Source organism: Pseudomonas caspiana, from assembly GCF_002158995.1.
Classification (GTDB): domain Bacteria; phylum Pseudomonadota; class Gammaproteobacteria; order Pseudomonadales; family Pseudomonadaceae; genus Aquipseudomonas; species Aquipseudomonas caspiana.
Genome location: NZ_LOHF01000004.1, coordinates 168718 through 188188, shown reverse-complemented (window position 1 = coordinate 188188; position 19471 = coordinate 168718). Strand labels below are relative to the sequence as shown.

Genomic DNA, 19471 nt, shown 5'->3' with positions numbered 1-19471 from the left:
TGATGAAACAGCATTCGACGACATACAGCCAGCGCCTGCTGCGCGGTCAGTCGCCATCGTATGAACGTCTTCAGGCGCGATTTGCCGAAGACGGCAGCGACACTGACGCCACGCCGCTTGCGCTGCATTGCGGCTGGGGGCGGTTGCTGATCGGTCATACCTATCCCGACCCGGCTGCACTGGCCAACGAACTGCTCAACGAGAAACCGGGCGAGCGCGACATCGCTCTGTATGTGGCTGCGCCGCAGCAGGTCCTGGCTCAATCGCCGCAGCAGCTGTTTCTCGATCCGTCGGACACGCTGCGCCTGTGGTTCAGCGATTACCGCCCGTCGCAGCGGGTTTTTCGAGGCTTTCGTATTCGACGTGCGCAGAACAGCGCTGACTGGCAGGCGATCAACAATCTGTACATCGCACGCGGCATGCTACCTATTGATCCCGAACTGCTGACGCCACGTCATCAGGGCGGACCGGTGTACTGGCTGGCCGAAGACGAAACGACTAACGCGGTGATCGGCAGCGTGATGGGCCTTAATCACCACAAGGCCTTTCATGATCCAGAAAACGGCAGCAGCCTCTGGTGCCTGGCGGTAGATCCTCAATGCACACGCCCTGGCGTTGGTGAAGTGCTGGTGCGCCATCTCGTTGAGCACTTCATGAGCCGTGGTCTGAGCTATCTGGACTTGTCAGTGCTGCATGACAACCATCAAGCCAAGGCTTTGTATGCCAAGCTCGGCTTCCGTAATTTGCCGACCTTCGCCATCAAGCGCAAAAACGGTATCAACGAAGTGCTGTTCCTCGGTCCCGGCCCGCAGGCGGATTTCAATCCGTACGCGCGGATTATTGTTGAAGAAGCTCATCGTCGCGGTATCGAAGTGCAGGTTGATGATGCCGAAGCCGGCTTGTTTACGCTGGCTTATGGCGGACGCCGGATTCGCTGCCGGGAATCGCTAAGCGACCTGACCAGCGCAGTCAGCATGACCTTGTGCCAAGACAAAAGCCTGACGCATAAAGCCCTGAAAGCGGCAGGTTTGAAGTTGCCAGCCCAGCAACGTGCGGGTGACGAAGAAGCTGATCTGGCGTTCCTTGAGGAGCACCAGCAGATCGTCGTCAAACCGCTGGATGGCGAACAGGGCCAGGGCGTTGCAGTCAACTTGCGCACTCCAGAAGAAATGCACGGCGCCATTGAGCGTGCCAGACAGTTCGATACCCGCGTCATTCTGGAGAGCTTCCATGAAGGGCTGGATCTACGCATTGTCGTGATCGGTTTTGAAGTAGTCGCCGCCGCCATTCGCCGCCCTGCGGAAGTGGTGGGCGACGGTCGCCACACGATTGGTCAACTGATCGAAGCTCAAAGTCGTCGCCGCGCTGCTGCAACCAGTGGCGAAAGCAAGATCCCCATGGATGAAGAAACCGAGCGTACGGTGCGCGACGCGGGTTATGAATTCGACAGTGTCTTGCCGATGGACGAACGCCTCGCAGTGCGCCGTACCGCCAACCTGCACACTGGTGGCTGCCTGGAAGACGTAACGTCGATTCTGCATCCGGTGCTCAGCGACGCTGCTGTCCGTGCAGCTCGCGCGCTGGATATCCCGGTGGTGGGCCTGGACCTGATGGTCCCTGCTGCCGATCAACCCGAGTATGTATTTATCGAAGCTAACGAACGGGTTGGCCTGGCCAACCATGAACCGCAACCAACGGCAGAGAAATTCGTTGATCTGCTGTTCCCGCACAGTTTGCCTGCGCACGTGTGAATTGTTTGCCGCGCCGATCCCTGTAGGAGCTGCCGAAGGCTGCGAACGCGATTTAGCCCAATCGCAGCTTCGGCAGTTCCTACAGAAAAACGGTGTGAAGCTTTAGCATTTTGAGGAGTACCCCAATGACCACTGCAAATAAAATCCCCGAACCGGATCTGAACTACCTGCAGAAAGTCCTGTTGGAAATGCTCGCGATCCCAAGCCCGACAGGCTTCACCGACACCATCGTGCGCTACGTCGCCGAGCGTCTGGAAGAACTGGGCATCCCGTTTGAATTAACCCGTCGCGGCACGATTCGCGCCACATTGAAAGGCAAGCAAAACAGCCCGGACCGCGCAGTTTCTGCGCATCTGGACACCATTGGCGCAGCCGTGCGTGAAGTCAAAGACAACGGTCGCTTGTCGCTGGCACCCATTGGTTGCTGGTCGAGCCGCTTCGCCGAAGGCAGCCGCGTCAGCGTGTTCACGGATCACGGCGTGATTCGCGGTAGCGTACTGCCGCTGATGGCGTCCGGTCATGCATTCAATACTGCTGTCGATGAGATGCCCATCAGTTGGGATCACGTCGAGCTGCGCCTTGATGCCTACAGCACCACCAAAGCCGATTGTGAATCGCTGGGGGTTGGCATTGGTGACTTCGTGGCCTTTGATCCATTGCCGGAATTCACCGAAAGCGGTCATATCAGCGCCCGCCATCTGGACGATAAAGCCGGTGTCGCCGCCTTGCTGGCAGCGCTCAAGGCCATCGTCGACAGTGGCGCCGAGCCGCAGATCGACTGCCATCCGCTGTTCACCATCACTGAGGAAACCGGCACCGGCGCTGCAGGTGTGCTGCCTTGGGATGTCAGTGAATTCGTCGGCATTGATATCGCACCGGTCGCCCCTGGTCAGCACTCCAGCGAACATGCGGTCAGCGTGGCGATGCAGGATTCCGGCGGCCCTTACGACTATCACCTGTCCCGTCACCTGCTGCGCCTGGGCAGTGAAAATGAACTGCCGGTGCGTCGCGACATGTTCCGCTACTACTTCAGCGATGCTCATTCGGCGGTCACCGCAGGCCACGATATCCGCACCGCCCTGCTCGCGTTTGGTTGCGATGCCACTCATGGTTACGAGCGCACCCACATCGACAGCCTCGCCGCGCTGAGCCGTCTACTGGGCGCTTACATGCTAAGTCCGCCAGTTTTTGCGAGCGATGCACAACCGGCGCAGTCTTCCCTGGAGCGCTTCAGTCATCAGATCGAGCACGACACCCAGATGGAAACCGACACCCGCGTGCCAAGTGTGGACAGCCTGGTTGGGCAGCATCGGGAAGAGGTGGAGTAGCAAACCCCTGCTTGAAATATGTCCTGTGGGAGCCGAGCTTGCTCGCGATAAACGATAACGCGGTATGCCTGCCTACTGCGCTAGCCTTATCGCGGGCAAGCCTCGCATAGGTAAAACCACGATTATTCCCCTGCTTTTTCCAGACATCGGCACTATCATCGCCGGGAATTGATGCGAGAACGCCCATGCTGATCCCCCACGACCAACTCGAAGCAGACACCCTTACGCGCCTGATTGAAGACTTTGTCACCCGCGACGGCACCGACAATGGCGATGAAACGCCTTTGGAAACCCGCGTTTTACGTGTGCGTCATGCATTGAGCAAAGGCCAGGCGGTGATTTTTTTCGACCTGGAAAGTCAACAGTGTCAGCTCATGCTCAAACATGATGTACCCAAAGAGTTTTTCGACTAATCAGGAGTCGGTGTCAGGCACTAGCGGCCCTGCCTTTGCCGCCTGTTGCGAATTCCTTTGGGCGATACGCTTGTAGACCTCTGCCCGATGGACCTTGACGTCCTTGGGCGCTTCGATGCCCAAGCGTATCTGGTTACCGTTGATGGCGAGGATCTGTACGGTGACCTCATCGCCGATCGAAAATACCTCCCCAATGTCGCGCATTATCACCAGCATGTTTTCTACTCTCTTATTGTCAACCGGAGGGCAGATTGCATGGACTGTCTGCAGGCATCAATTGGCTAGAAGTAAATCAGTAACGTCCTTCACCCCCATCGGATCGAGCCGACAGAAACGTCTTACTTGAAGACCAATCAGGTAGGAAAAGTTACGGCGCGGACCAGCGCGGACCAAACAAGATGATGCTTGCACCGATCACACAGAGCGACGCACCCAACCAGTCTGATGTCAGTGGCCTGACACGCTCGATGATCCCCAGCCACGCAATGGAAGCGACGACATAGATTCCGCCATAGGCCGCATAGGCACGACCGGCATATGCCGCTTCGACTCGAGTGAGCAAGAATGCAAACAAGGTCAGGCTGATCAGCGCCGGAATCACCCACAGCGCGCTTTTACCCTGGCGCAGCCACATCCAGAACGCATAACAGCCGGCGATCTCGAACAGAGCCGCCAGGAAAAACCAGAAATAGTTGAGCACAGACATTCTCTTCAACGGTCGCGATGGATGGCCGCAACCGTATCAGAAAAACCTCATGCGGACCCGTAAGAGCTGTGGGAGCTGGGCTTGCCCGCGATAGGGTCAACCTTATTTACAGGCATGCACCGAGTTATCGTTTATCGCGGGCAAGCCCGGCTCCCACAGAGACTGCATTTCATCGTCGGTAATCTACTCCCTGCCCTGTCGCGCCTTGGCCCGCATCTTCGCGCACATGCTGGTCATCTCGTCATACAGCGCCTGTGGATTCTTCTGTTTCAGTTGCCAGGCCATGCGCCCTTGCTCGTGCGGCAGGATCATGAATTGGCCCTGGGCAACCTGGTCGTAAATGTATTCAGCAATATCCGAGGCAGTAATCGGTGAGCTTTCCAGCAGTTTGCCTACCTGAGCTTTCATTGCCGGAGTTGGCCCGCGGAAGGAGTCCAGCAGATTGGTCTGAAAAAACGACGGACACACCACATGCACCCCGACCTCTTGTTCGCTTAACTCGACCAGCAAGCTTTCCGAAAGCGCCACCACGCCGGCTTTGGCGACGTTGTAGTTACTCATCGCCGGCCCCTGCATCAAGGCAGCCATGGACGCAATATTGATGATTTTGCCTTTACTTGCCTCCAGCATCGGCAGGAAAGCCTTGCAGCCTTTGACCACTCCCATGAGATTGATCGCGATCTGCCAGTCCCAATCTTCCAGAGACAGCTCGTTGAAAAAACCACCCGAGGCGACACCGGCGTTGTTGACGATAATGTCGATGCCGCCAAACTTTTCCTCGCAAGCCTGAGCCAGTGCCGTTAGCTGGCTGTAGTCGCGTACATCGCAGCGCTGAACAAACCCGTCACCACCCGCATCGCGCACAGACTTGAGGGTTTCCTGCAAACCAGCATCGTTGACGTCAGACAATGCCAGACGCCAGCCCTCGCGGGCCCAGCGTAGAGCGATTTCGCGACCCAGGCCGGAACCTGCGCCAGTGATCATGATGCGATTTTGCATAGGAAACGCCTTGTGGTTGAGGGCTCATGTTTTTTACCAAGTGAGCCCAGTGTAACCACGAGGATCGTCGCTTCGACCTACCATCAGAACGCTGAATGACACGGGCAAACCCACGGCCTACGTGCCTTTGCGCCGCAAACGAGTGATCAGCCAGCCATACGCAACAAGGTTGCAACCCAGTACCACACCGCCCAGCCACAACTGGATCTGCGGTGTAAGGCCTGCCGGGTAGATTAGTGCGATCAGGTAATGCTCAATGAAGCCAGCCTCGTAACCCGCACCGCCAGCGCGAACGCGCAGTGCATTTTCCAGAGGCGTCAGCGGACAGTAGAGGTGAAAAAACTCCACCACCGCACCCCAGATCATCGCGGGGATATGCAGCACCACCAACCACCGCCAGCGCAAAACCAGCAGTGCGCCAAACAACACGAACACGATGAACAGGAGATGGATGACCAATACAGCATCAGCACCCAGTCGGTAGAACATAAAAAGGTCCTCAGCCAGAGCGGCCCGACACACCGTTGAAAAATGAAAACAGTTACAGAGGTTTAAAGTTCAACTTGATTTTGGCACTTATAAACTTTTTTCAAAATGTAAACTTTCTCACGTTTCCGATGGACTTTTTCCGAACGCCTACAGTCGGATCATTCAAGCAGCACAAACTTTATGCCATCGGGCGGAAGCTTGAACTGTTCTAGCCATCTACCAAGAACTAAGGAAGGAACTCATCATGGGCATCGGCACTATTCTTATCATCGTCCTGATTCTGCTGTTGATCGGCGGTCTGCCAGTATTCCCGCACTCCCGCAGCTGGGGCTATGGTCCGTCGGGCATCATCGGTACCGTACTGGTGATTCTGCTGATTCTGGTGTTGCTGGGACGGATATAACGTTCCCACGCCAGCAGTAAAACAGCCCCGCTTATAGCGGGGCTTTTTATTGGGTTGATAACTAATCAGGCTCCAATTCTGAACTAGTAAAACGCACCTGATTATCTAACCCAACTAGTTTCTGTAGAAGCGCACGAGGGCCGCGAGGCCTCGATGGCGTTGTTTCTGACACACCGCCATCGCGACCGTCGTAACCTCCGATGGCTCCTACATGATTCTTTGCCAGCCTCACACACTGTAGGAGCGCACGAGCACCGCGAGGCCGCGATGGCGTTTTGTCTAACGCACCGCCATCGCGACCGTCGTAACCTCCGATGGCTCCTACACAATAATTGTCCAGCCTCACACACTGTAGGAGCGCACGAGCAACGCGAGACCGCGATGGCGTTTTGTCTGACGCACTGCCATCGCGACCGTCGCAACCTCCGATGGCTCCAGAATCAGGGCAACAAAAAAGCAGCCCGAAGGCTGCTTTCTTTTGGAGCACTTATTGCTGTTTAGTGCGACGACGCGCCGCTGGCACCCAGGCCAGTCTGCGAGCGGACGAACTGCGGGTAGAACAAGGCGCGCTCGTCTTCCCCTGCTTTGGACTTGTCGGTAATCGAGAAGAACCAGATACCCACGAATGCGATGGCGATAGAGAACAGCGCCGGGTATTCGTACGGGAAGATGGGTTTCGGATTATGCAGGATCGAAACCCAGATGGTTGGGCCAAGAATCATCAGCACCACAGCACTGATCAAGCCCATCCAGCCACCAATCATGGCGCCACGGGTGGTCAGTTTTTTCCAGTACATGGAAAGCAGCAGTACCGGGAAGTTACAGCTGGCTGCGATGGAGAACGCCAGGCCGACCATGAACGCGATGTTCTGGCTTTCGAAAGCGATACCCAGAAGGATTGCCACAACTGCCAGGGCAATCGTAGTCATCTTCGAGACACGGATTTCGTCCTTCTCGTTGGCTTTACCGGCTTTGATCACGCTTGCATACAGGTCGTGGGACACTGCCGAAGCACCCGCCAGGGTCAGACCGGCAACAACGGCCAGAATGGTCGCAAACGCTACTGCCGAGATAAAGCCCAGGAACAGACTGCCACCGACCGCATCGGCAAGGTGCACCGCTGCCATGTTGTTACCACCCAACAAAGCGCCCGCTGCATCTTTGAACGCCGGGTTGGTGCTGACCAGCAGGATCGCGCCGAAGCCGATGATGAAGGTCAGGATGTAGAAGTAACCGATGAATCCCGTTGCGTAGAACACCGACTTGCGAGCTTCTTTAGCATCGCTCACGGTGAAGAAGCGCATCAGAATGTGTGGCAGACCTGCGGTACCAAACATCAGTGCCAGGCCCAGGGAGAACGCCGAGATCGGATCCTTCACCAGACCGCCCGGGCTCATGATCGCTTCACCTTTAGGGTGAACCTTGACCGCCTCGGCGAACAGCAGGTTGAAGTCGAAGTTGACGTGCTTCATCACCATCAGCGCCATGAAAGACGCACCGGAGAGCAGCATGACTGCCTTGATGATCTGTACCCAGGTGGTGGCCAGCATGCCGCCGAACAGCACATACAGGCACATCAGAATACCGACCAGAATTACCGCAACGGTGTAGTCAAGACCGAACAACAGCTGGATCAACTTACCGGCACCCACCATCTGCGCAATCAGGTAGAACGCAACCACCACCAGAGAACCGCAGGCGGACAGGGTGCGAATTTCTTTCTGCTTGAGACGATAGGACGCCACGTCAGCAAAGGTGTATTTACCCAGGTTACGCAGGCGTTCGGCGATCAGGAACAGAATGATCGGCCAGCCCACCAGGAAGCCGATCGAATAGATCAGGCCGTCATAGCCGGAGGTGTACACCAGCGCGGAAATACCCAGGAAGGACGCCGCCGACATGTAGTCACCGGCGATGGCCAGACCATTTTGAAAACCGGTGATCTTGCCGCCCGCAGAGTAATAGTCCGATGCTGTCTTGTTCTTTTTCGATGCCCAGTAAGTGATGTACAGCGTGAACGCAACGAACACCAGGAACATGACAATCGCCGAGGTGTTCAACGGTTGCTTTTGCACAGCGCCCGTTAACGCATCTGCCGCCCAGAGCGACGGTGCGAAGGCAGCCAGGCCGAATACTGCTGATAGACGCCCGATCATTGCTGTGCCTCCTTCAGGATGGCGTTGTTCAGGTCATCGAACTCGCCGTTGGCACGGCGAACGTAGATGCCAGTCAGCACAAATGCAGACAGGATCAGGCCGACCCCAATCGGCATTCCCCAGGTAATAGTCGAAGTAGCGCTAATTTTCGCGCCTAGAATGTGTGGTCCATAAGCAATCAAAAGGATGAAAGCGGCATAGAGCCCAAGCATGATCGCCGAAAGAATCCAGGCGAAACGCTCCCTTTTGGATACCAGCTCCTTGAAACGGGGGCTGTCTTGAATCGAGAGGTAAATGCTGTCGTTCATTGTTTTTGTCCTCGCAGCACAGATGAGATGTCACACATTGCACTTTAGTCCGGTCTGGCAAGCGCTCCAGACGACCTTAGTATTAGAACGACATTGCGGGCTGAAACCGGGCCTAAGGAATAGCGCGGACTATGTGGGAAATTCTATGTATGCCTGCAAGCTGACGTGGGACCGGCTTTAGCCGGGAAGGCGGTTTTTCTGCAGATAAAGATTCAGCGTCTGTCCCGGCCTCTTCCCGGCTGAAGCCGGTCCCACGTCATCGGTGATTCCCGTTGCAGAGCTTGCATGCGATACGTGAGACACAGCTGGAAGCCATACCGCGTTATGGTTTATAGCCCGCATAAAAAAACCGCCCGATCGTTAAATCAGGCGGTTTTGGTTTTACGTCAGACGTGGCGTTTATTTACCCGTCCACTCCTTTACGCGATCAGGGTTCTTGGCAACCCAGGCCTCGGCTGCGGCTTCAGGTTTAGCGCCGTCCTGGATGGCCAGCATGACTTCGCCGATTTCATCCTTGGACTTCCACTGGAATTTCTTCAGGAACTCGGCGACTTCCGGTGCTTTAGTCGCCAGCTCTTTGCTGCCGACGCTGTCAACGGTTTCAGCCGCGCCATAAACACCTTTTGGGTCTTCAAGGAACTTGAGCTTCCACTTGGCGAACATCCAGTGCGGCACCCAGCCAGTTACTGCGATGGACTCCTTCTTGTTTTCAGCACGAGTCAGCTCGGCAATCATCCCGGCACCGGAACTGGCCTGCAGCTTGTAACCGTCCAGACCGTAATCCTTGATCGCCTGATCGGTTTTGATCATGACGCCCGAGCCTGCATCAATACCGACAATTTTCTTCTTGAAGGATGCATCGGTCTTGAGGTCTTCAATACTGTTGGCTTTCACGTACTCAGGCACGATCAGACCGATCTTGGCGTCTTTGAAGTTGGAGCCATAGTTCACAACGTTGTCTTTGTTCTTTGCCAGATACTCGCCATGAGTCACCGGCAGCCATGCCGACAGCATCATGTCCAGCTTGCCCGTCGCGACGCCCTGCCACATGATCCCGGCCGCAACTGCCTGCAGTTTTACGTCATAACCCAACTTTTGCTTGATCACTACAGCGGCGACGTTGGTCGTCGCAACGCTGTCGGACCAACCGTCTACGTAACCGATACTCACTTCTTTGGCATGTGCCAGAGTGGAACTGACAGCAAGTGCCAGAGCCGCACCCACGCCCAGGATTTTCCGCATCTTCATCGTTACTTCCCCGGTAGTCTCGCGCCCGACAATGGGGTCAGGCGTCGTTAACGTTTTTATAAAGACCGCAGTCCGCGCCCAGCCTTGGAGCACCGCGCACTTTTTCACGCCTCAGTGACTCGGCGAACGATGGCATGCACCGTATCGCCCCTTGATCATCAACCCGCAAGGCAATACGACATGCTCTGTCAACGACATCAAGACACGGAGAAACGACATCGACGTGCCATCAGCGACCACCTTGTCGTAAAACCCCTTATTTCCGTCCGAAAATTGCATGTCGAACGTCAGCCGGAGGCGCAGCCTGTTGTGAAAATCCGGCGCATGTTCACAGGCAATGCATCGCCCCGGTTCACCCGATCATCACCTGCCAGCGACCGCTACCGGGTAACGCGCTTTGATGACAGGAGTGTTACCGCCAGCCCGCCAACCGCTGTAACAGCGTGTAACACGGGAACATTTTAACAAGCGCTCACCTCTTGCCAGAAATCAAAAAAACATAAACCATTGATTTTTATAGATTTATAAAAGTTGGCACAGCTTCTGCTATATCTCTGGCATAACAAGAATAAAAATGCAGTACACCTAATAAGAACAAGACGTATCGGCTCTGACATAACAAGAACAAAGGCACAGAGACGCAGCTAACAGATTTTTTTGGAGTGGATCAGCTTCACAGAGATGCCTTCGGGCTCTCGCAACCGGGCAGAGAACAATAAAACTACCTTCAGGTAGCTCCCGAACTGGTTGGATCGCAAGGTCGAAGTGAGTCAGCGCTCAAAAAAATACGTTTGCTCTTGATCCCGGATGGGGATCGAACAAAAACGCAGTAAAGGGCCCGGTCGCCAAAAACAACAACAGACCACCCTAGAACAATAAAAAAAGAGCACGTAAAACCATTTAAAGGGGAGCTTAGGCTCCCCTTTATGCTGTCTGGGGTTTGGGGCACCCGCCTGCCCTGTTTGAAATCACCCGTATGTCTATAGGAGCTCACGAGCAACGCGAGGCAGCGATAACGATGTTTCGGGCAGGCCGCTATCGCTGCCTCGCGTTGCTCGTGAGCTCCTACAGGGTTTCATTCCATCCCTTCCCGCTATAAAAAAGCACCGCACTGCTCTCTTGACGCCAGAGAACGTGTATTGTCTCGATCTATTTACAAAGGTTCGCTTGCTTGTAGGGCACTTTGGCACTACACCGATGGTCATAGCCCGCGTACCTCATCAGCACTTCTTTCCCAAGGGATCTAGTCATGCTTCGTTTCCTGCGCTTCGCTGCCGTTATTGGTGGCCTCTGTTTGAGTGCGTCCGCTATGGCGGTCGATGTCGACCCCGCCACGTATGGCTTTCCTTTAAAGAACCCTTTTGAAGCGACCATTGCCACCACGCCTCCTGACATGCGTCCAGAGTTGCCCGCCGACGATGACATCGACCAGGACGACTACACCCTGAATCTACGGCCGGAGCGCGAGTTCACCCTGCCGGACAATTTCTGGGCAGTGAAAAAACTGCGTTATCGACTGGCCAGGCAGGATCACGCCGCACCGCTGATCTTTTTGATCGCGGGCACCGGCGCGCCGTATAACAGCACCATCAACGAATTCCTCAAGAAACTGTATTACGGCGCGGGTTATCACGTTGTGCAGCTGTCGTCGCCAACCAGCTACGACTTCATGAGCTCTGCATCGCGCTTCGCGACACCGGGTATTTCCACCGAAGATGCTGAAGACCTGTATCGCGTGATGCAGGCGGTGCGCGCGCAGCAAACCGAGCTTAAAATTACCGACTTTTACCTGACCGGTTACAGCCTCGGGGCGCTCAACGCCGCGTTCGTCAGCCGTCTGGATGAGACCCGCCGCAGCTTCAACTTCAAGAAAGTCTTACTGCTCAACCCGCCGGTCAACCTGTACACCTCGATATCCAACCTCGACAAGCTGGTGCAAACCAACGTCAAGGGCATCGACAACAGCACCACTTTCTATGAACTGGTACTGGCCAAACTGACCCGTTACTTCCGTCAGAAAGGTTACATCGACCTCAACGATGCACTGCTCTATGACTTCCAGCAGTCCAAGCAGCACCTGACCAATGAACAGATGGCGATGCTGATCGGCACCTCGTTCCGCTTCTCGTCGGCCGATATCGCGTTTACGTCCGACCTGATCAACCGTCGTGGCCTGATCACCCCGCCCAAGTTTCCGATCACCGAGGGCACCAGCCTGTCGCCCTTCCTGCGTCGTGCGCTGCAATGCGACTTCGACTGCTACCTGACCGAACAGGTTATCCCGATGTGGCGCGCCCGCACCGATGGCGGCAGTCTGCTGCAACTGGTAGATCAGGTCAGCCTGTACGCCCTCAAAGATTATCTGCAAACCAGCAAGAAAATCTCCGTCATGCACAACGCTGACGACGTGATTCTCGGCTCTGGCGATCTGGGTTTCCTGCGCAAGACCTTCGGCGATCGCCTGACCGTTTATCCTTACGGCGGCCATTGCGGCAACATCAATTACCGCGTCAACAGCGACGCCATGCTGGAGTTCTTCCGTGGCTAAACGTCTTTTAATCCTCGCCGCCCTGCTGTGCGCTGGCACCGTCCAGGCTGCCGACGCGGTCAACAGCAACATTGCCGAACACCCGGCCACTGTCCTTCGTCAGGAAGATGCCGACGGCTTTACCCAGCCGCTCAAGTCATTGCAGTTCAACCCGGGACTGGATCAACGGGAATTCGAACGCGCCACGCTAACTGCGCTGGAGGTCTATGACCCGCTTGAGTCCTGGAACCGTCGCGTGTACCACTTCAACTACCGCTTCGACGAGTGGGTGTTCCTGCCGGTGGTCAATGGCTATCGCTACGTGACCCCAGGCTTTGTGCGTACTGGCGTCAGCAACTTCTTCGCCAACCTGGGTGAAATTCCAAACCTGCTGAACAGCCTGTTCCAGTTCAAAGGCCAGCGTTCGCTGGAAACCACCGGCCGCTTGCTGGTTAACACCACCATTGGTGTTGCCGGCCTTTGGGACCCGGCCACCATGATGGGCCTGCCACGCCAGAGCGAAGACTTTGGTCAGACGCTGGGCTTCTACGGCGTACCGGCCGGCCCATACCTGGTGCTGCCACTGCTTGGCCCGTCCAACCTGCGTGACACCGGCGGGCTGCTGTTCGACTTCACGGCCGAATCGCAGATCAACTTCCTCAACGTCGCCCAGGTCAGCAGCGATCATCCTGAGCTCTACCTGCTGCGAGCGATTGATCGCCGCTACACCACCAGCTTCCGCTACGGCCAGATGAACTCACCGTTCGAATACGAGAAAGTGCGTTACGTCTACACCGAAGCCCGCAAGCTGCAGATCGCCGAGTAACAGTAAGGCGATACAAAAACGGCCAGCCGGAGTAATCGGGCTGGCCGTTTTTTTGTGCACATCAATACTCTATCTGGAATGCGATCACCCTGTGGGAGCTGGGCTTGGTCTGGGCGGCATTCCAATCAACAAACCCGATCAATCACCCGCAAAATCATCACCCATTAATCGGCCAAACAGGCATAGCATGGTCGCCATTGATGAGGAGAAATTCCATGAGCCAATTTCGCAAAGTGCTGTCCATCCAGGCCGGTCAACCTGCATCGGACGGTGCCGGTGTAAAGCTGACCCGTGTTTTCGGCGGGCCGGGTGTTGAACAATTCGATCCGTTTCTGATGCTCGACGAGTTCGGTTCCGACAAGCCGGACGATTACATCGCAGGTTTCCCGCCGCACCCTCATCGGGGTTTCGAGACGGTGACCTACATGCTTGAAGGCCGTATGCGCCATGAAGACCACATGGGCAATGTCGGCTTGCTGCAAGGCGGTGGCGTGCAATGGATGACCGCAGCGCGAGGCATCATCCACAGTGAAATGCCGGAGCAGGAAGAAGGCGTGATGCGCGGCTTCCAGCTCTGGCTGAATCTGCCGGGTAAAAACAAACTCAGCGAAGCCAGTTATCAGGATATCCAACCGGAGAACATCCCGCGCCTGACCACTCAGAACGGCGTTGAAGTGGTGGTCATCGCCGGGCAGTTCGACGACGGCCAGGTTCAGCAGGCCGGTGCCGTGGAGCGTCCGGACACTGAACCACAGTATTTCGACTTCCACATGCCTGCTGGCAGCAGCATCAGCCCGCGTGTTCCTGATGGGCATCGGGCATTGTTGTATGTCTACGAAGGCAGCCTGGAATTAGCCGGTCACCCGCAGAGCGTCAGCGCCAGCCGCATGGTGCGCCTGTCCGAGGAAGGTGAACTGCAACTGAACACCGCAAATGGTGCCCGGGTGTTGTTGATCGCTGGCAAACCGCTGCGTGAACCCATCGTGCAGTACGGCCCGTTCGTGATGAACACCCGGGAAGAGATCGAGCAGGCGTTGCGGGACTTTCGGGATGATCGGTTAACGGCTTGATGGTGAGCTGACATCGATCTGTAGGAGCTGCCGCAGGCTGCGAAGACTTGAAAATTGACACACCGCTTCGCAGCCTGCGGCAGCTCCTACAAGAGTTACGGCAACCGCAAAAACCGCTTCAACTGTTCGCCTTGCGCCATGGCGTCATAGCGACCCAGCTCAATCAATTCCCGGCAGTAACCCGCCTCAAACAGCAAATAGCTGAGCACGCTGGCACCACTGGTTTTGGTCGCCCCCGGCCCACGTAGAAACGTGCGTAATGCGCGGGGCAGTTCATGGCGATGACGGGCAGCGATCTGGTCGATGGGCTGGCTCGGAGCAATGATCAGGACCTCCACCGGGGCCAGGCCCTTCTCACGCACGCGATGCTCGCAGGGCAGCATGTCACTGACCAGATTCATGCGCTCCAGCACTTCAATGTCGCTTTCGAGATTGTCGATGAAGGTGCTGTTGAGCATGTGTCCGCTGATCTGCGCGAGGGTTGGCTGCTTGCCGTTCGTGACCCGCTGCACCTGCCTGTTGGCATCGGCACCCCGAGGGTTGCCGCTGACACCCACGACCAGTACGCGGTTGGCCCCCAGATGCAGCGCAGGGCTGATCGGCGCTGACTGCCGCACCGCTCCGTCACCGAAGTATTCCTGGTCGATTTTGACCGGCGCGAACAGCAGCGGAATGGCCGAACTGGCAAGCAAATGATCGATGGTCAGTTGGGTTGGAACACCCAGACGGCGATGGCGCAGCCACGGATCAATGGTGCCTTTGCCTTGGTAGAAAGTCATGGCATGGCCAGACTCGTAACCAAACGCAGTCACTGCCACCGCCCGCAGGTGTTTGGCTGCAATTGCAGCGTCGATGCCTTCTAGATCAAGCCGTTCAGTGAGCAGGTCGCGCAGCGGCGAGCTGTTGAGCAACGCGACCGGTATCTGGGAGCCAATACCCAACAGGCTGTTGCCGAAGAAACGCCCGGCCTGACTCATCACGCCAGGCCAGTCGCTGCGCAGCACCTGATGGCTGCGAAAGCCTTGCCAGAACTCGGTCAGTTGATGCACAGCGGTACGAAAATGCAACGCGCCACTGGCCAGTTTCACGGCGTTGATGGCGCCCGCAGAGGTTCCGACAATGACCGGAAACGGATTGGGTGCGCCGGGAGGCAGCAAATCGGCGATCCCCGCCAATACCCCGACCTGATAAGCAGCCCTCGCCCCACCACCAGACAGAATCAACCCGGTAACGGGTTCTACATCATTCACAGCATCCATTGCGATGACGGGTTCAAGCATTTAGCTGCGCCTCAGTTGATCACGTACGCTTCTTATAGATTTTTGGCTCGCCCGGAGGTCGGCTTTTGAATCGACGGTGCGCCCAAAGATACTGCTCAGGACACTCCGTAATGGCACTTTCTACCCATTGATTGATGCGCAGGCAATCAACTTCATCACTTTCGCCGGGAAAGTCCTGCAATGGCGGATGAATAACCAATCGATAGCCACCGCCGTCAGCCAGTCGCTGCTGGGTAAATGGTACGACTTGGGCACGCCCCAGCTTGGCGAATTTGCTGGTGGCCGTCACGGTAGCAGCCTGAATGCCGAACAACGGGACGAACACGCTTTGCTTGGCGCCGTAGTCCTGATCCGGTGCGTACCAGATGGCGCGGCCAGCACGCAGCAACTTGAGCATGCCCCGCACGTCTTCGCGCTCCACGGCTAAAGAGTCCAGGTTATGGCGCTCCCGGCCGCGACGCTGGACGAAATCGAACAGTGCGTTCTTGTGCTCGCGGTACATGCCGTCGATGGTGTGTTGCTGGCCCAGCAGCGCTGCGCCGATTTCCAGCGTAGTGAAATGCAGCGCCATGAGAATCACGCCCTGCCCTTGCTGCTGCGCAGCCTGCAAGTGCTCAAGACCTTCAATATGCGCCAGTTTGGCAAGACGCTCTTTGGACCACCACCAGCTCATGGCCATTTCAAAAAAGGCGATGCCCGTGGAAGCAAAGTTTTCCTTGAGCAGGCGCTTACGCTCATCGCTGGAAAGATGGGGGAAACACAGCTCCAGATTGCGAGACGCGATGTATTTGCGATCAGTGGCAAATCTATACATCACCGCGCCCAGCATCCGCCCAATCACCAGCAGAACCCGGAATGGCAATTGAACAATCAGCCACAGCAGCCCAAGCCCCAGCCATAACGGCCAGAAACGGGGGTGAAGAAAATAAGCTCGAAAACGCGGGCGATCCATTAAGGCTTCCATCAGAACCATGGCCGCGCATTCTACAACGGTTCGACCCCGCTTGCGGCTAGCGGGCGTTATCGTTATAAGTCTCGGCACTTTTAGCGACAAGCCGTTGTATGCCGACCATGAGCCAAAACGAATCGCAAGAACAGGATCCAGTCTTCCAACTCAAGGGCAGCATGCTCGCCATCACTGTGCTGGAGCTGGCCCGCAACAACCTTGAGGCCCTCGACCGCCAATTGGCGGCGAAAGTGGCCCAGGCTCCAAATTTTTTCAGCAATACCCCGCTGGTGCTGGCGCTCGACAAGCTTCCCGCCGACAGCGGCGCCGTGGACCTGCCCGGCCTGATGCGCGTATGCCGCCAGCATGGCCTGCGCACCCTGGCGATTCGTGCCAGTCGCATCGAAGATATCGCCGCTGCCATCGCTATCGATTTGCCTGTCCTCCCGCCGTCCGGTGCCCGCGAGCGTCCACTGGACCCGCTGGAAGGTGAAGCGGCGAAGAAAAAAGTCGAAACACCACCCGAGCCGACCATCAAACCGACCCGCGTGATTACCACGCCGGTGCGCGGCGGGCAGCAGATTTACGCCCCCGGCGGCGACCTGGTGGTGATTGCCCCGGTCAGTCCGGGTGCGGAACTTCTGGCCGATGGCAACATCCATGTTTACGGCCCATTGCGCGGTCGGGCGCTGGCTGGAATAAAAGGCGACACCAAAGCGCGAATTTTCTGTCAGCAGATGGGTGCCGAACTGATATCCATCGCCGGGCAATACAAGGTTTCCGAAGATTTACGCAGGGATCCACTCTGGGGTACGTCGGTACAGGTCAGCCTGTCAGGTGACGTGTTGAACATCATCCGGCTTTAACGGATACTGCGCCATTTTCAAAGCATCCCTGATTCGTCGCGAAAACGTAGCAAAGGTTGTAGGAAATCCAGGAGCTTTAATCGTTCCTGGCAAATTGCTCCCAGGGTAGGACACCCGGAAGCTTTAAATTTCCATCATTGTTCGACGGTCGCCGCTTCAAGGGACGCTCTTCAGGACTAACTGTCCTTTTCCTCTAGGGGTGATACACCTTGGCCAAGATTCTCGTGGTTACATCCGGCAAGGGTGGTGTGGGCAAGACCACCACCAGCGCCGCCATCGGTACCGGTCTCGCACTGCGCGGCCACAAAACTGTCATTGTCGACTTCGACGTCGGCTTGCGTAACCTCGACCTGATCATGGGCTGCGAGCGTCGTGTGGTGTATGACTTCGTCAACGTGGTAAACGGCGAGGCCAACCTGCAACAAGCGCTGATCAAAGACAAAAAGATCGAAGGCCTGTTCGTACTGGCTGCCAGCCAGACTCGTGACAAAGAAGCGCTGACCAAAGAAGGCGTGGAAAAAGTCCTGATGGAACTCAAGGAATCCTTCGAGTACATCGTCTGCGACTCTCCTGCCGGTATCGAAACCGGTGCTCACCTGGCGATGTACTTCGCCGATGAAGCTATTGTCGTGACCAACCCGGAAGTATCGTCGGTACGTGACTCGGACCGCATGCTGGGCCTGCTGGCCAGCAAATCGCGCCGTGCCGAGCGTGGCGAAGACCCGATCAAGGAACACCTGCTGCTGACCCGCTACAACCCGGAGCGTGTAAGCAAGGGCGAGATGCTGGGCGTCGAAGACGTCAAGGAAATCCTCGCGGTGACTCTGCTGGGTGTGATCCCGGAGTCCCAGGCAGTACTGAAAGCTTCCAACCAGGGCGTACCGGTCATCCTCGACGATCAGAGCGATGCAGGTCAGGCTTACAGCGATGCGGTTGATCGTCTGTTGGGCAAAGAGCGCGAGCACCGTTTCCTGGACATTCAGAAGAAAGGATTTTTCGAACGCCTGTTCGGGGGTAACTGATGAACATTTTCGACTTCTTTCGTGCCAGCAAAAAAGTCAGCACCGCGTCGGTCGCGAAAGAGCGTCTACAGATCATCGTGGCGCATGAACGCGGCCAACGTACCACTCCGGACTACTTGCCAGCCCTGCAAAAAGAGCTGGTCGAAGTGATCCGCAAGTACGTCAACATCGAGTCCAACGATGTGCAGGTTGCTCTGGAAAACCAGGGTAGCTGCTCGATTCTGGAACTCAACATCACCCTGCCAGATCGCTAGATCCGGCGGTTGCTTGCGGCGGCATCAGCACCATTCTTACGAGTGGGGCTGATGCCGTCGTTGCGTTTAGAGGCCGTTAAATGCCGTTGTCGAACATCCGCATCATTTATCAGGACGCAGCCGTTCTGGTGATTGATAAGCCAACCCTGCTGCTTTCCGTTCCCGGCCGTGCCGAGGACAACAAGGATTGCCTGATTACCCGCCTGCAGGAAAACGGCTACCCCGAAGCCCGCATTGTCCATCGCCTGGACTGGGAAACCTCCGGGATCATCCTGCTGGCCCGCGATGCGGATACGCATCGCGAACTGTCCCGCCAGTTTCATGACCGGGAAACTGAAAAAGCCTACACCGCGCTGTGCTGGGGTGAACCGACTCTGGACAGCGGCAGCATCGACCTGCCCCTGCGTTACGACCCGCCTACCAAGCCTCGGCATGTGGTGGATCACGAAGCAGGCAAGCATGCGCAGACGTTCTGGAAAGTGCTGAAGCGCTGCGGTCATTACAGCCGTGTCGAACTGACGCCGATTACCGGACGCTCGCATCAGTTGCGGGTTCATATGCTGTCGATTGGGCATCCCCTGCTGGGCGATGGTCTTTATGCACATCCGGAAGCACTGGCCGCGTATCCGCGCCTGTGCCTGCATGCGAGCATGTTGAGCTTTACCCATCCGCAAACGGGTGAGCGTTTACGGTTCGAATGCCCTGCGCCGTTTTAGGCACACCGCGATCCTGTAGGAGCGCACCGAGGTCACGAGGCCAGCGATGGCGGTGTGTCAGACAGACGGCTATCGCTGCCTCGCATTGCTCGTGAGCTCCTACAGGTCCTGCGCTTTATCTGAGATAGCGTGAAGTGCAACACAAAGCACACCCGCAACAACA

General features: G+C 56.6%; 20 protein-coding genes. 11 read left to right on the top strand and 9 right to left on the bottom strand.

The window, feature by feature from the left end:
* Window positions 1–2: 2 nt before the first annotated feature.
* The 3 genes from ngg to AUC60_RS07465 all read left to right on the top strand — a co-directional run bounded on the left by ngg (window position 3) and on the right by AUC60_RS07465 (window position 3492).
* Complete coding sequence (gene ngg / locus AUC60_RS07475) at window positions 3–1751, top strand: N-acetylglutaminylglutamine synthetase (RefSeq protein WP_087265451.1); 1749 nt, start codon at window positions 3–5, stop codon at window positions 1749–1751.
* Between the two features lie 125 nt (window positions 1752–1876).
* A complete protein-coding gene (locus AUC60_RS07470) occupies window positions 1877–3079 on the top strand; it encodes an osmoprotectant NAGGN system M42 family peptidase (RefSeq protein ID WP_087265450.1) in 1203 nt (400 codons plus the stop codon).
* Window positions 3080–3264: 185 nt separating this feature from the next.
* Complete coding sequence (locus AUC60_RS07465) at window positions 3265–3492, top strand: YheU family protein (RefSeq protein ID WP_087265449.1); 228 nt, start codon at window positions 3265–3267, stop codon at window positions 3490–3492.
* Here AUC60_RS07465 and csrA read toward each other — a convergent pair whose 3' ends face one another.
* The 4 genes from csrA to AUC60_RS07445 form a co-directional block, all read right to left on the bottom strand.
* Window positions 3493–3708, bottom strand: coding sequence for a carbon storage regulator CsrA (gene csrA / locus AUC60_RS07460; RefSeq protein WP_087265448.1), 216 nt, complete (start codon window positions 3706–3708; stop codon window positions 3493–3495).
* Window positions 3709–3859: 151 nt separating this feature from the next.
* Complete coding sequence (locus tag AUC60_RS07455) at window positions 3860–4192, bottom strand: YnfA family protein (RefSeq protein ID WP_087265447.1); 333 nt, start codon at window positions 4190–4192, stop codon at window positions 3860–3862.
* A 189-nt stretch (window positions 4193–4381) separates the two neighbouring features.
* The gene (locus tag AUC60_RS07450) at window positions 4382–5197 is read right to left on the bottom strand and encodes an SDR family oxidoreductase (protein WP_087265446.1); all 816 of its coding nucleotides are present in this window, start codon (window positions 5195–5197) and stop codon (window positions 4382–4384) included.
* Window positions 5198–5314: 117 nt separating this feature from the next.
* Window positions 5315–5686: a DUF2784 domain-containing protein gene (locus AUC60_RS07445; protein ID WP_087265445.1), complete on the bottom strand. Its 372-nt coding sequence runs from the start codon at window positions 5684–5686 to the stop codon at window positions 5315–5317.
* Between the two features lie 244 nt (window positions 5687–5930).
* Here AUC60_RS07445 and AUC60_RS07440 point away from each other — a divergent pair, with 244 nt between their 5' ends.
* Window positions 5931–6089 carry a DUF3309 family protein gene (locus AUC60_RS07440; RefSeq protein ID WP_080238018.1) on the top strand — a complete coding sequence of 53 codons (159 nt, stop codon included), beginning with the start codon at window positions 5931–5933 and terminating at the stop codon, window positions 6087–6089.
* Window positions 6090–6586: 497 nt separating this feature from the next.
* Here the strand turns inward: AUC60_RS07440 and AUC60_RS07435 are convergent, their stop codons facing one another.
* The 3 genes from AUC60_RS07435 to AUC60_RS07425 form a co-directional block, all read right to left on the bottom strand.
* A complete protein-coding gene (locus AUC60_RS07435; protein ID WP_087265444.1) occupies window positions 6587–8245 on the bottom strand; it encodes a cation acetate symporter in 1659 nt (552 codons plus the stop codon).
* A complete protein-coding gene (locus tag AUC60_RS07430) occupies window positions 8242–8553 on the bottom strand; it encodes a DUF485 domain-containing protein (RefSeq protein WP_087265443.1) in 312 nt (103 codons plus the stop codon). The genes AUC60_RS07435 and AUC60_RS07430 overlap by 4 nt, the downstream gene beginning before the upstream one ends.
* A gap of 399 nt (window positions 8554–8952) precedes the next feature.
* Window positions 8953–9801 (bottom strand): glycine betaine ABC transporter substrate-binding protein, encoded by an 849-nt coding sequence (locus AUC60_RS07425; protein WP_087265442.1) that lies wholly within the window; start codon window positions 9799–9801, stop codon window positions 8953–8955.
* A 1249-nt stretch (window positions 9802–11050) separates the two neighbouring features.
* On the opposite strand from AUC60_RS07425, the gene AUC60_RS07415 reads away from it, so the two are divergent.
* The 3 genes from AUC60_RS07415 (at window position 11051) to AUC60_RS07405 (ending at window position 14224) form a co-directional block, all read left to right on the top strand.
* Window positions 11051–12349, top strand: a complete 1299-nt coding sequence (locus tag AUC60_RS07415; protein WP_087265441.1) for a serine/threonine protein kinase — start codon at window positions 11051–11053, stop codon at window positions 12347–12349.
* Window positions 12342–13154, top strand: a complete 813-nt coding sequence (locus tag AUC60_RS07410; RefSeq protein ID WP_087265440.1) for an MlaA family lipoprotein — start codon at window positions 12342–12344, stop codon at window positions 13152–13154. Before AUC60_RS07415 ends, AUC60_RS07410 begins: the two co-directional genes overlap by 8 nt.
* Window positions 13155–13369: 215 nt before the next feature.
* A complete protein-coding gene (locus AUC60_RS07405; protein WP_087265439.1) occupies window positions 13370–14224 on the top strand; it encodes a pirin family protein in 855 nt (284 codons plus the stop codon).
* Between the two features lie 95 nt (window positions 14225–14319).
* On the opposite strand, the gene AUC60_RS07400 is transcribed toward AUC60_RS07405, so the two are convergent.
* Together AUC60_RS07400 and AUC60_RS07395 are read right to left on the bottom strand one after the other, a co-directional pair.
* On the bottom strand, window positions 14320–15504 hold the full coding sequence (locus AUC60_RS07400; RefSeq protein WP_087265438.1) for a patatin-like phospholipase family protein: 1185 nt from the start codon (window positions 15502–15504) through the stop codon (window positions 14320–14322).
* A gap of 19 nt (window positions 15505–15523) precedes the next feature.
* Window positions 15524–16456: a lipid A biosynthesis lauroyl acyltransferase gene (locus AUC60_RS07395; RefSeq protein ID WP_087265437.1), complete on the bottom strand. Its 933-nt coding sequence runs from the start codon at window positions 16454–16456 to the stop codon at window positions 15524–15526.
* Between the two features lie 119 nt (window positions 16457–16575).
* Between AUC60_RS07395 and minC the strand changes: the two genes are divergently transcribed.
* From minC to AUC60_RS07375, 4 genes are all read left to right on the top strand, one after another.
* Window positions 16576–17316: a septum site-determining protein MinC gene (minC, locus tag AUC60_RS07390; RefSeq protein ID WP_087265621.1), complete on the top strand. Its 741-nt coding sequence runs from the start codon at window positions 16576–16578 to the stop codon at window positions 17314–17316.
* Window positions 17317–17525: 209 nt separating this feature from the next.
* On the top strand, window positions 17526–18338 hold the full coding sequence (minD, locus tag AUC60_RS07385; RefSeq protein WP_087265436.1) for a septum site-determining protein MinD: 813 nt from the start codon (window positions 17526–17528) through the stop codon (window positions 18336–18338).
* Window positions 18338–18592 carry a cell division topological specificity factor MinE gene (gene minE / locus AUC60_RS07380; RefSeq protein WP_027898645.1) on the top strand — a complete coding sequence of 85 codons (255 nt, stop codon included), beginning with the start codon at window positions 18338–18340 and terminating at the stop codon, window positions 18590–18592. Before minD ends, minE begins: the two co-directional genes overlap by 1 nt.
* 80 nt (window positions 18593–18672) lie before the next feature.
* Window positions 18673–19308 (top strand): RluA family pseudouridine synthase, encoded by a 636-nt coding sequence (locus AUC60_RS07375; RefSeq protein WP_087265435.1) that lies wholly within the window; start codon window positions 18673–18675, stop codon window positions 19306–19308.
* Window positions 19309–19471: the final 163 nt, after the last annotated feature.

What these genes read in the sequence shown, in the direction of transcription:
- AUC60_RS07375 (WP_087265435.1), top strand. Translation starts at nt 18,673, where the DNA reads ATGCCGTTGTCGAACATCCGCATCATTTATCAGGACGCAGCCGTTCTG.
- AUC60_RS07430 (WP_087265443.1), bottom strand. Translation starts at nt 8,553, where the DNA reads ATGAACGACAGCATTTACCTCTCGATTCAAGACAGCCCCCGTTTCAAG.
- AUC60_RS07470 (WP_087265450.1), top strand. Translation starts at nt 1,877, where the DNA reads ATGACCACTGCAAATAAAATCCCCGAACCGGATCTGAACTACCTGCAG.
- AUC60_RS07440 (WP_080238018.1), top strand. Translation starts at nt 5,931, where the DNA reads ATGGGCATCGGCACTATTCTTATCATCGTCCTGATTCTGCTGTTGATC.
- AUC60_RS07465 (WP_087265449.1), top strand. Translation starts at nt 3,265, where the DNA reads ATGCTGATCCCCCACGACCAACTCGAAGCAGACACCCTTACGCGCCTG.
- minC (WP_087265621.1), top strand. Translation starts at nt 16,576, where the DNA reads ATGAGCCAAAACGAATCGCAAGAACAGGATCCAGTCTTCCAACTCAAG.
- AUC60_RS07450 (WP_087265446.1), bottom strand. Translation starts at nt 5,197, where the DNA reads ATGCAAAATCGCATCATGATCACTGGCGCAGGTTCCGGCCTGGGTCGC.
- ngg (WP_087265451.1), top strand. Translation starts at nt 3, where the DNA reads ATGAAACAGCATTCGACGACATACAGCCAGCGCCTGCTGCGCGGTCAG.
- AUC60_RS07405 (WP_087265439.1), top strand. Translation starts at nt 13,370, where the DNA reads ATGAGCCAATTTCGCAAAGTGCTGTCCATCCAGGCCGGTCAACCTGCA.
- csrA (WP_087265448.1), bottom strand. Translation starts at nt 3,708, where the DNA reads ATGCTGGTGATAATGCGCGACATTGGGGAGGTATTTTCGATCGGCGAT.
- minE (WP_027898645.1), top strand. Translation starts at nt 18,338, where the DNA reads ATGAACATTTTCGACTTCTTTCGTGCCAGCAAAAAAGTCAGCACCGCG.
- AUC60_RS07400 (WP_087265438.1), bottom strand. Translation starts at nt 15,504, where the DNA reads ATGCTTGAACCCGTCATCGCAATGGATGCTGTGAATGATGTAGAACCC.
- AUC60_RS07425 (WP_087265442.1), bottom strand. Translation starts at nt 9,801, where the DNA reads ATGAAGATGCGGAAAATCCTGGGCGTGGGTGCGGCTCTGGCACTTGCT.
- AUC60_RS07395 (WP_087265437.1), bottom strand. Translation starts at nt 16,456, where the DNA reads ATGGATCGCCCGCGTTTTCGAGCTTATTTTCTTCACCCCCGTTTCTGG.
- AUC60_RS07435 (WP_087265444.1), bottom strand. Translation starts at nt 8,245, where the DNA reads ATGATCGGGCGTCTATCAGCAGTATTCGGCCTGGCTGCCTTCGCACCG.
- AUC60_RS07415 (WP_087265441.1), top strand. Translation starts at nt 11,051, where the DNA reads ATGCTTCGTTTCCTGCGCTTCGCTGCCGTTATTGGTGGCCTCTGTTTG.
- AUC60_RS07445 (WP_087265445.1), bottom strand. Translation starts at nt 5,686, where the DNA reads ATGTTCTACCGACTGGGTGCTGATGCTGTATTGGTCATCCATCTCCTG.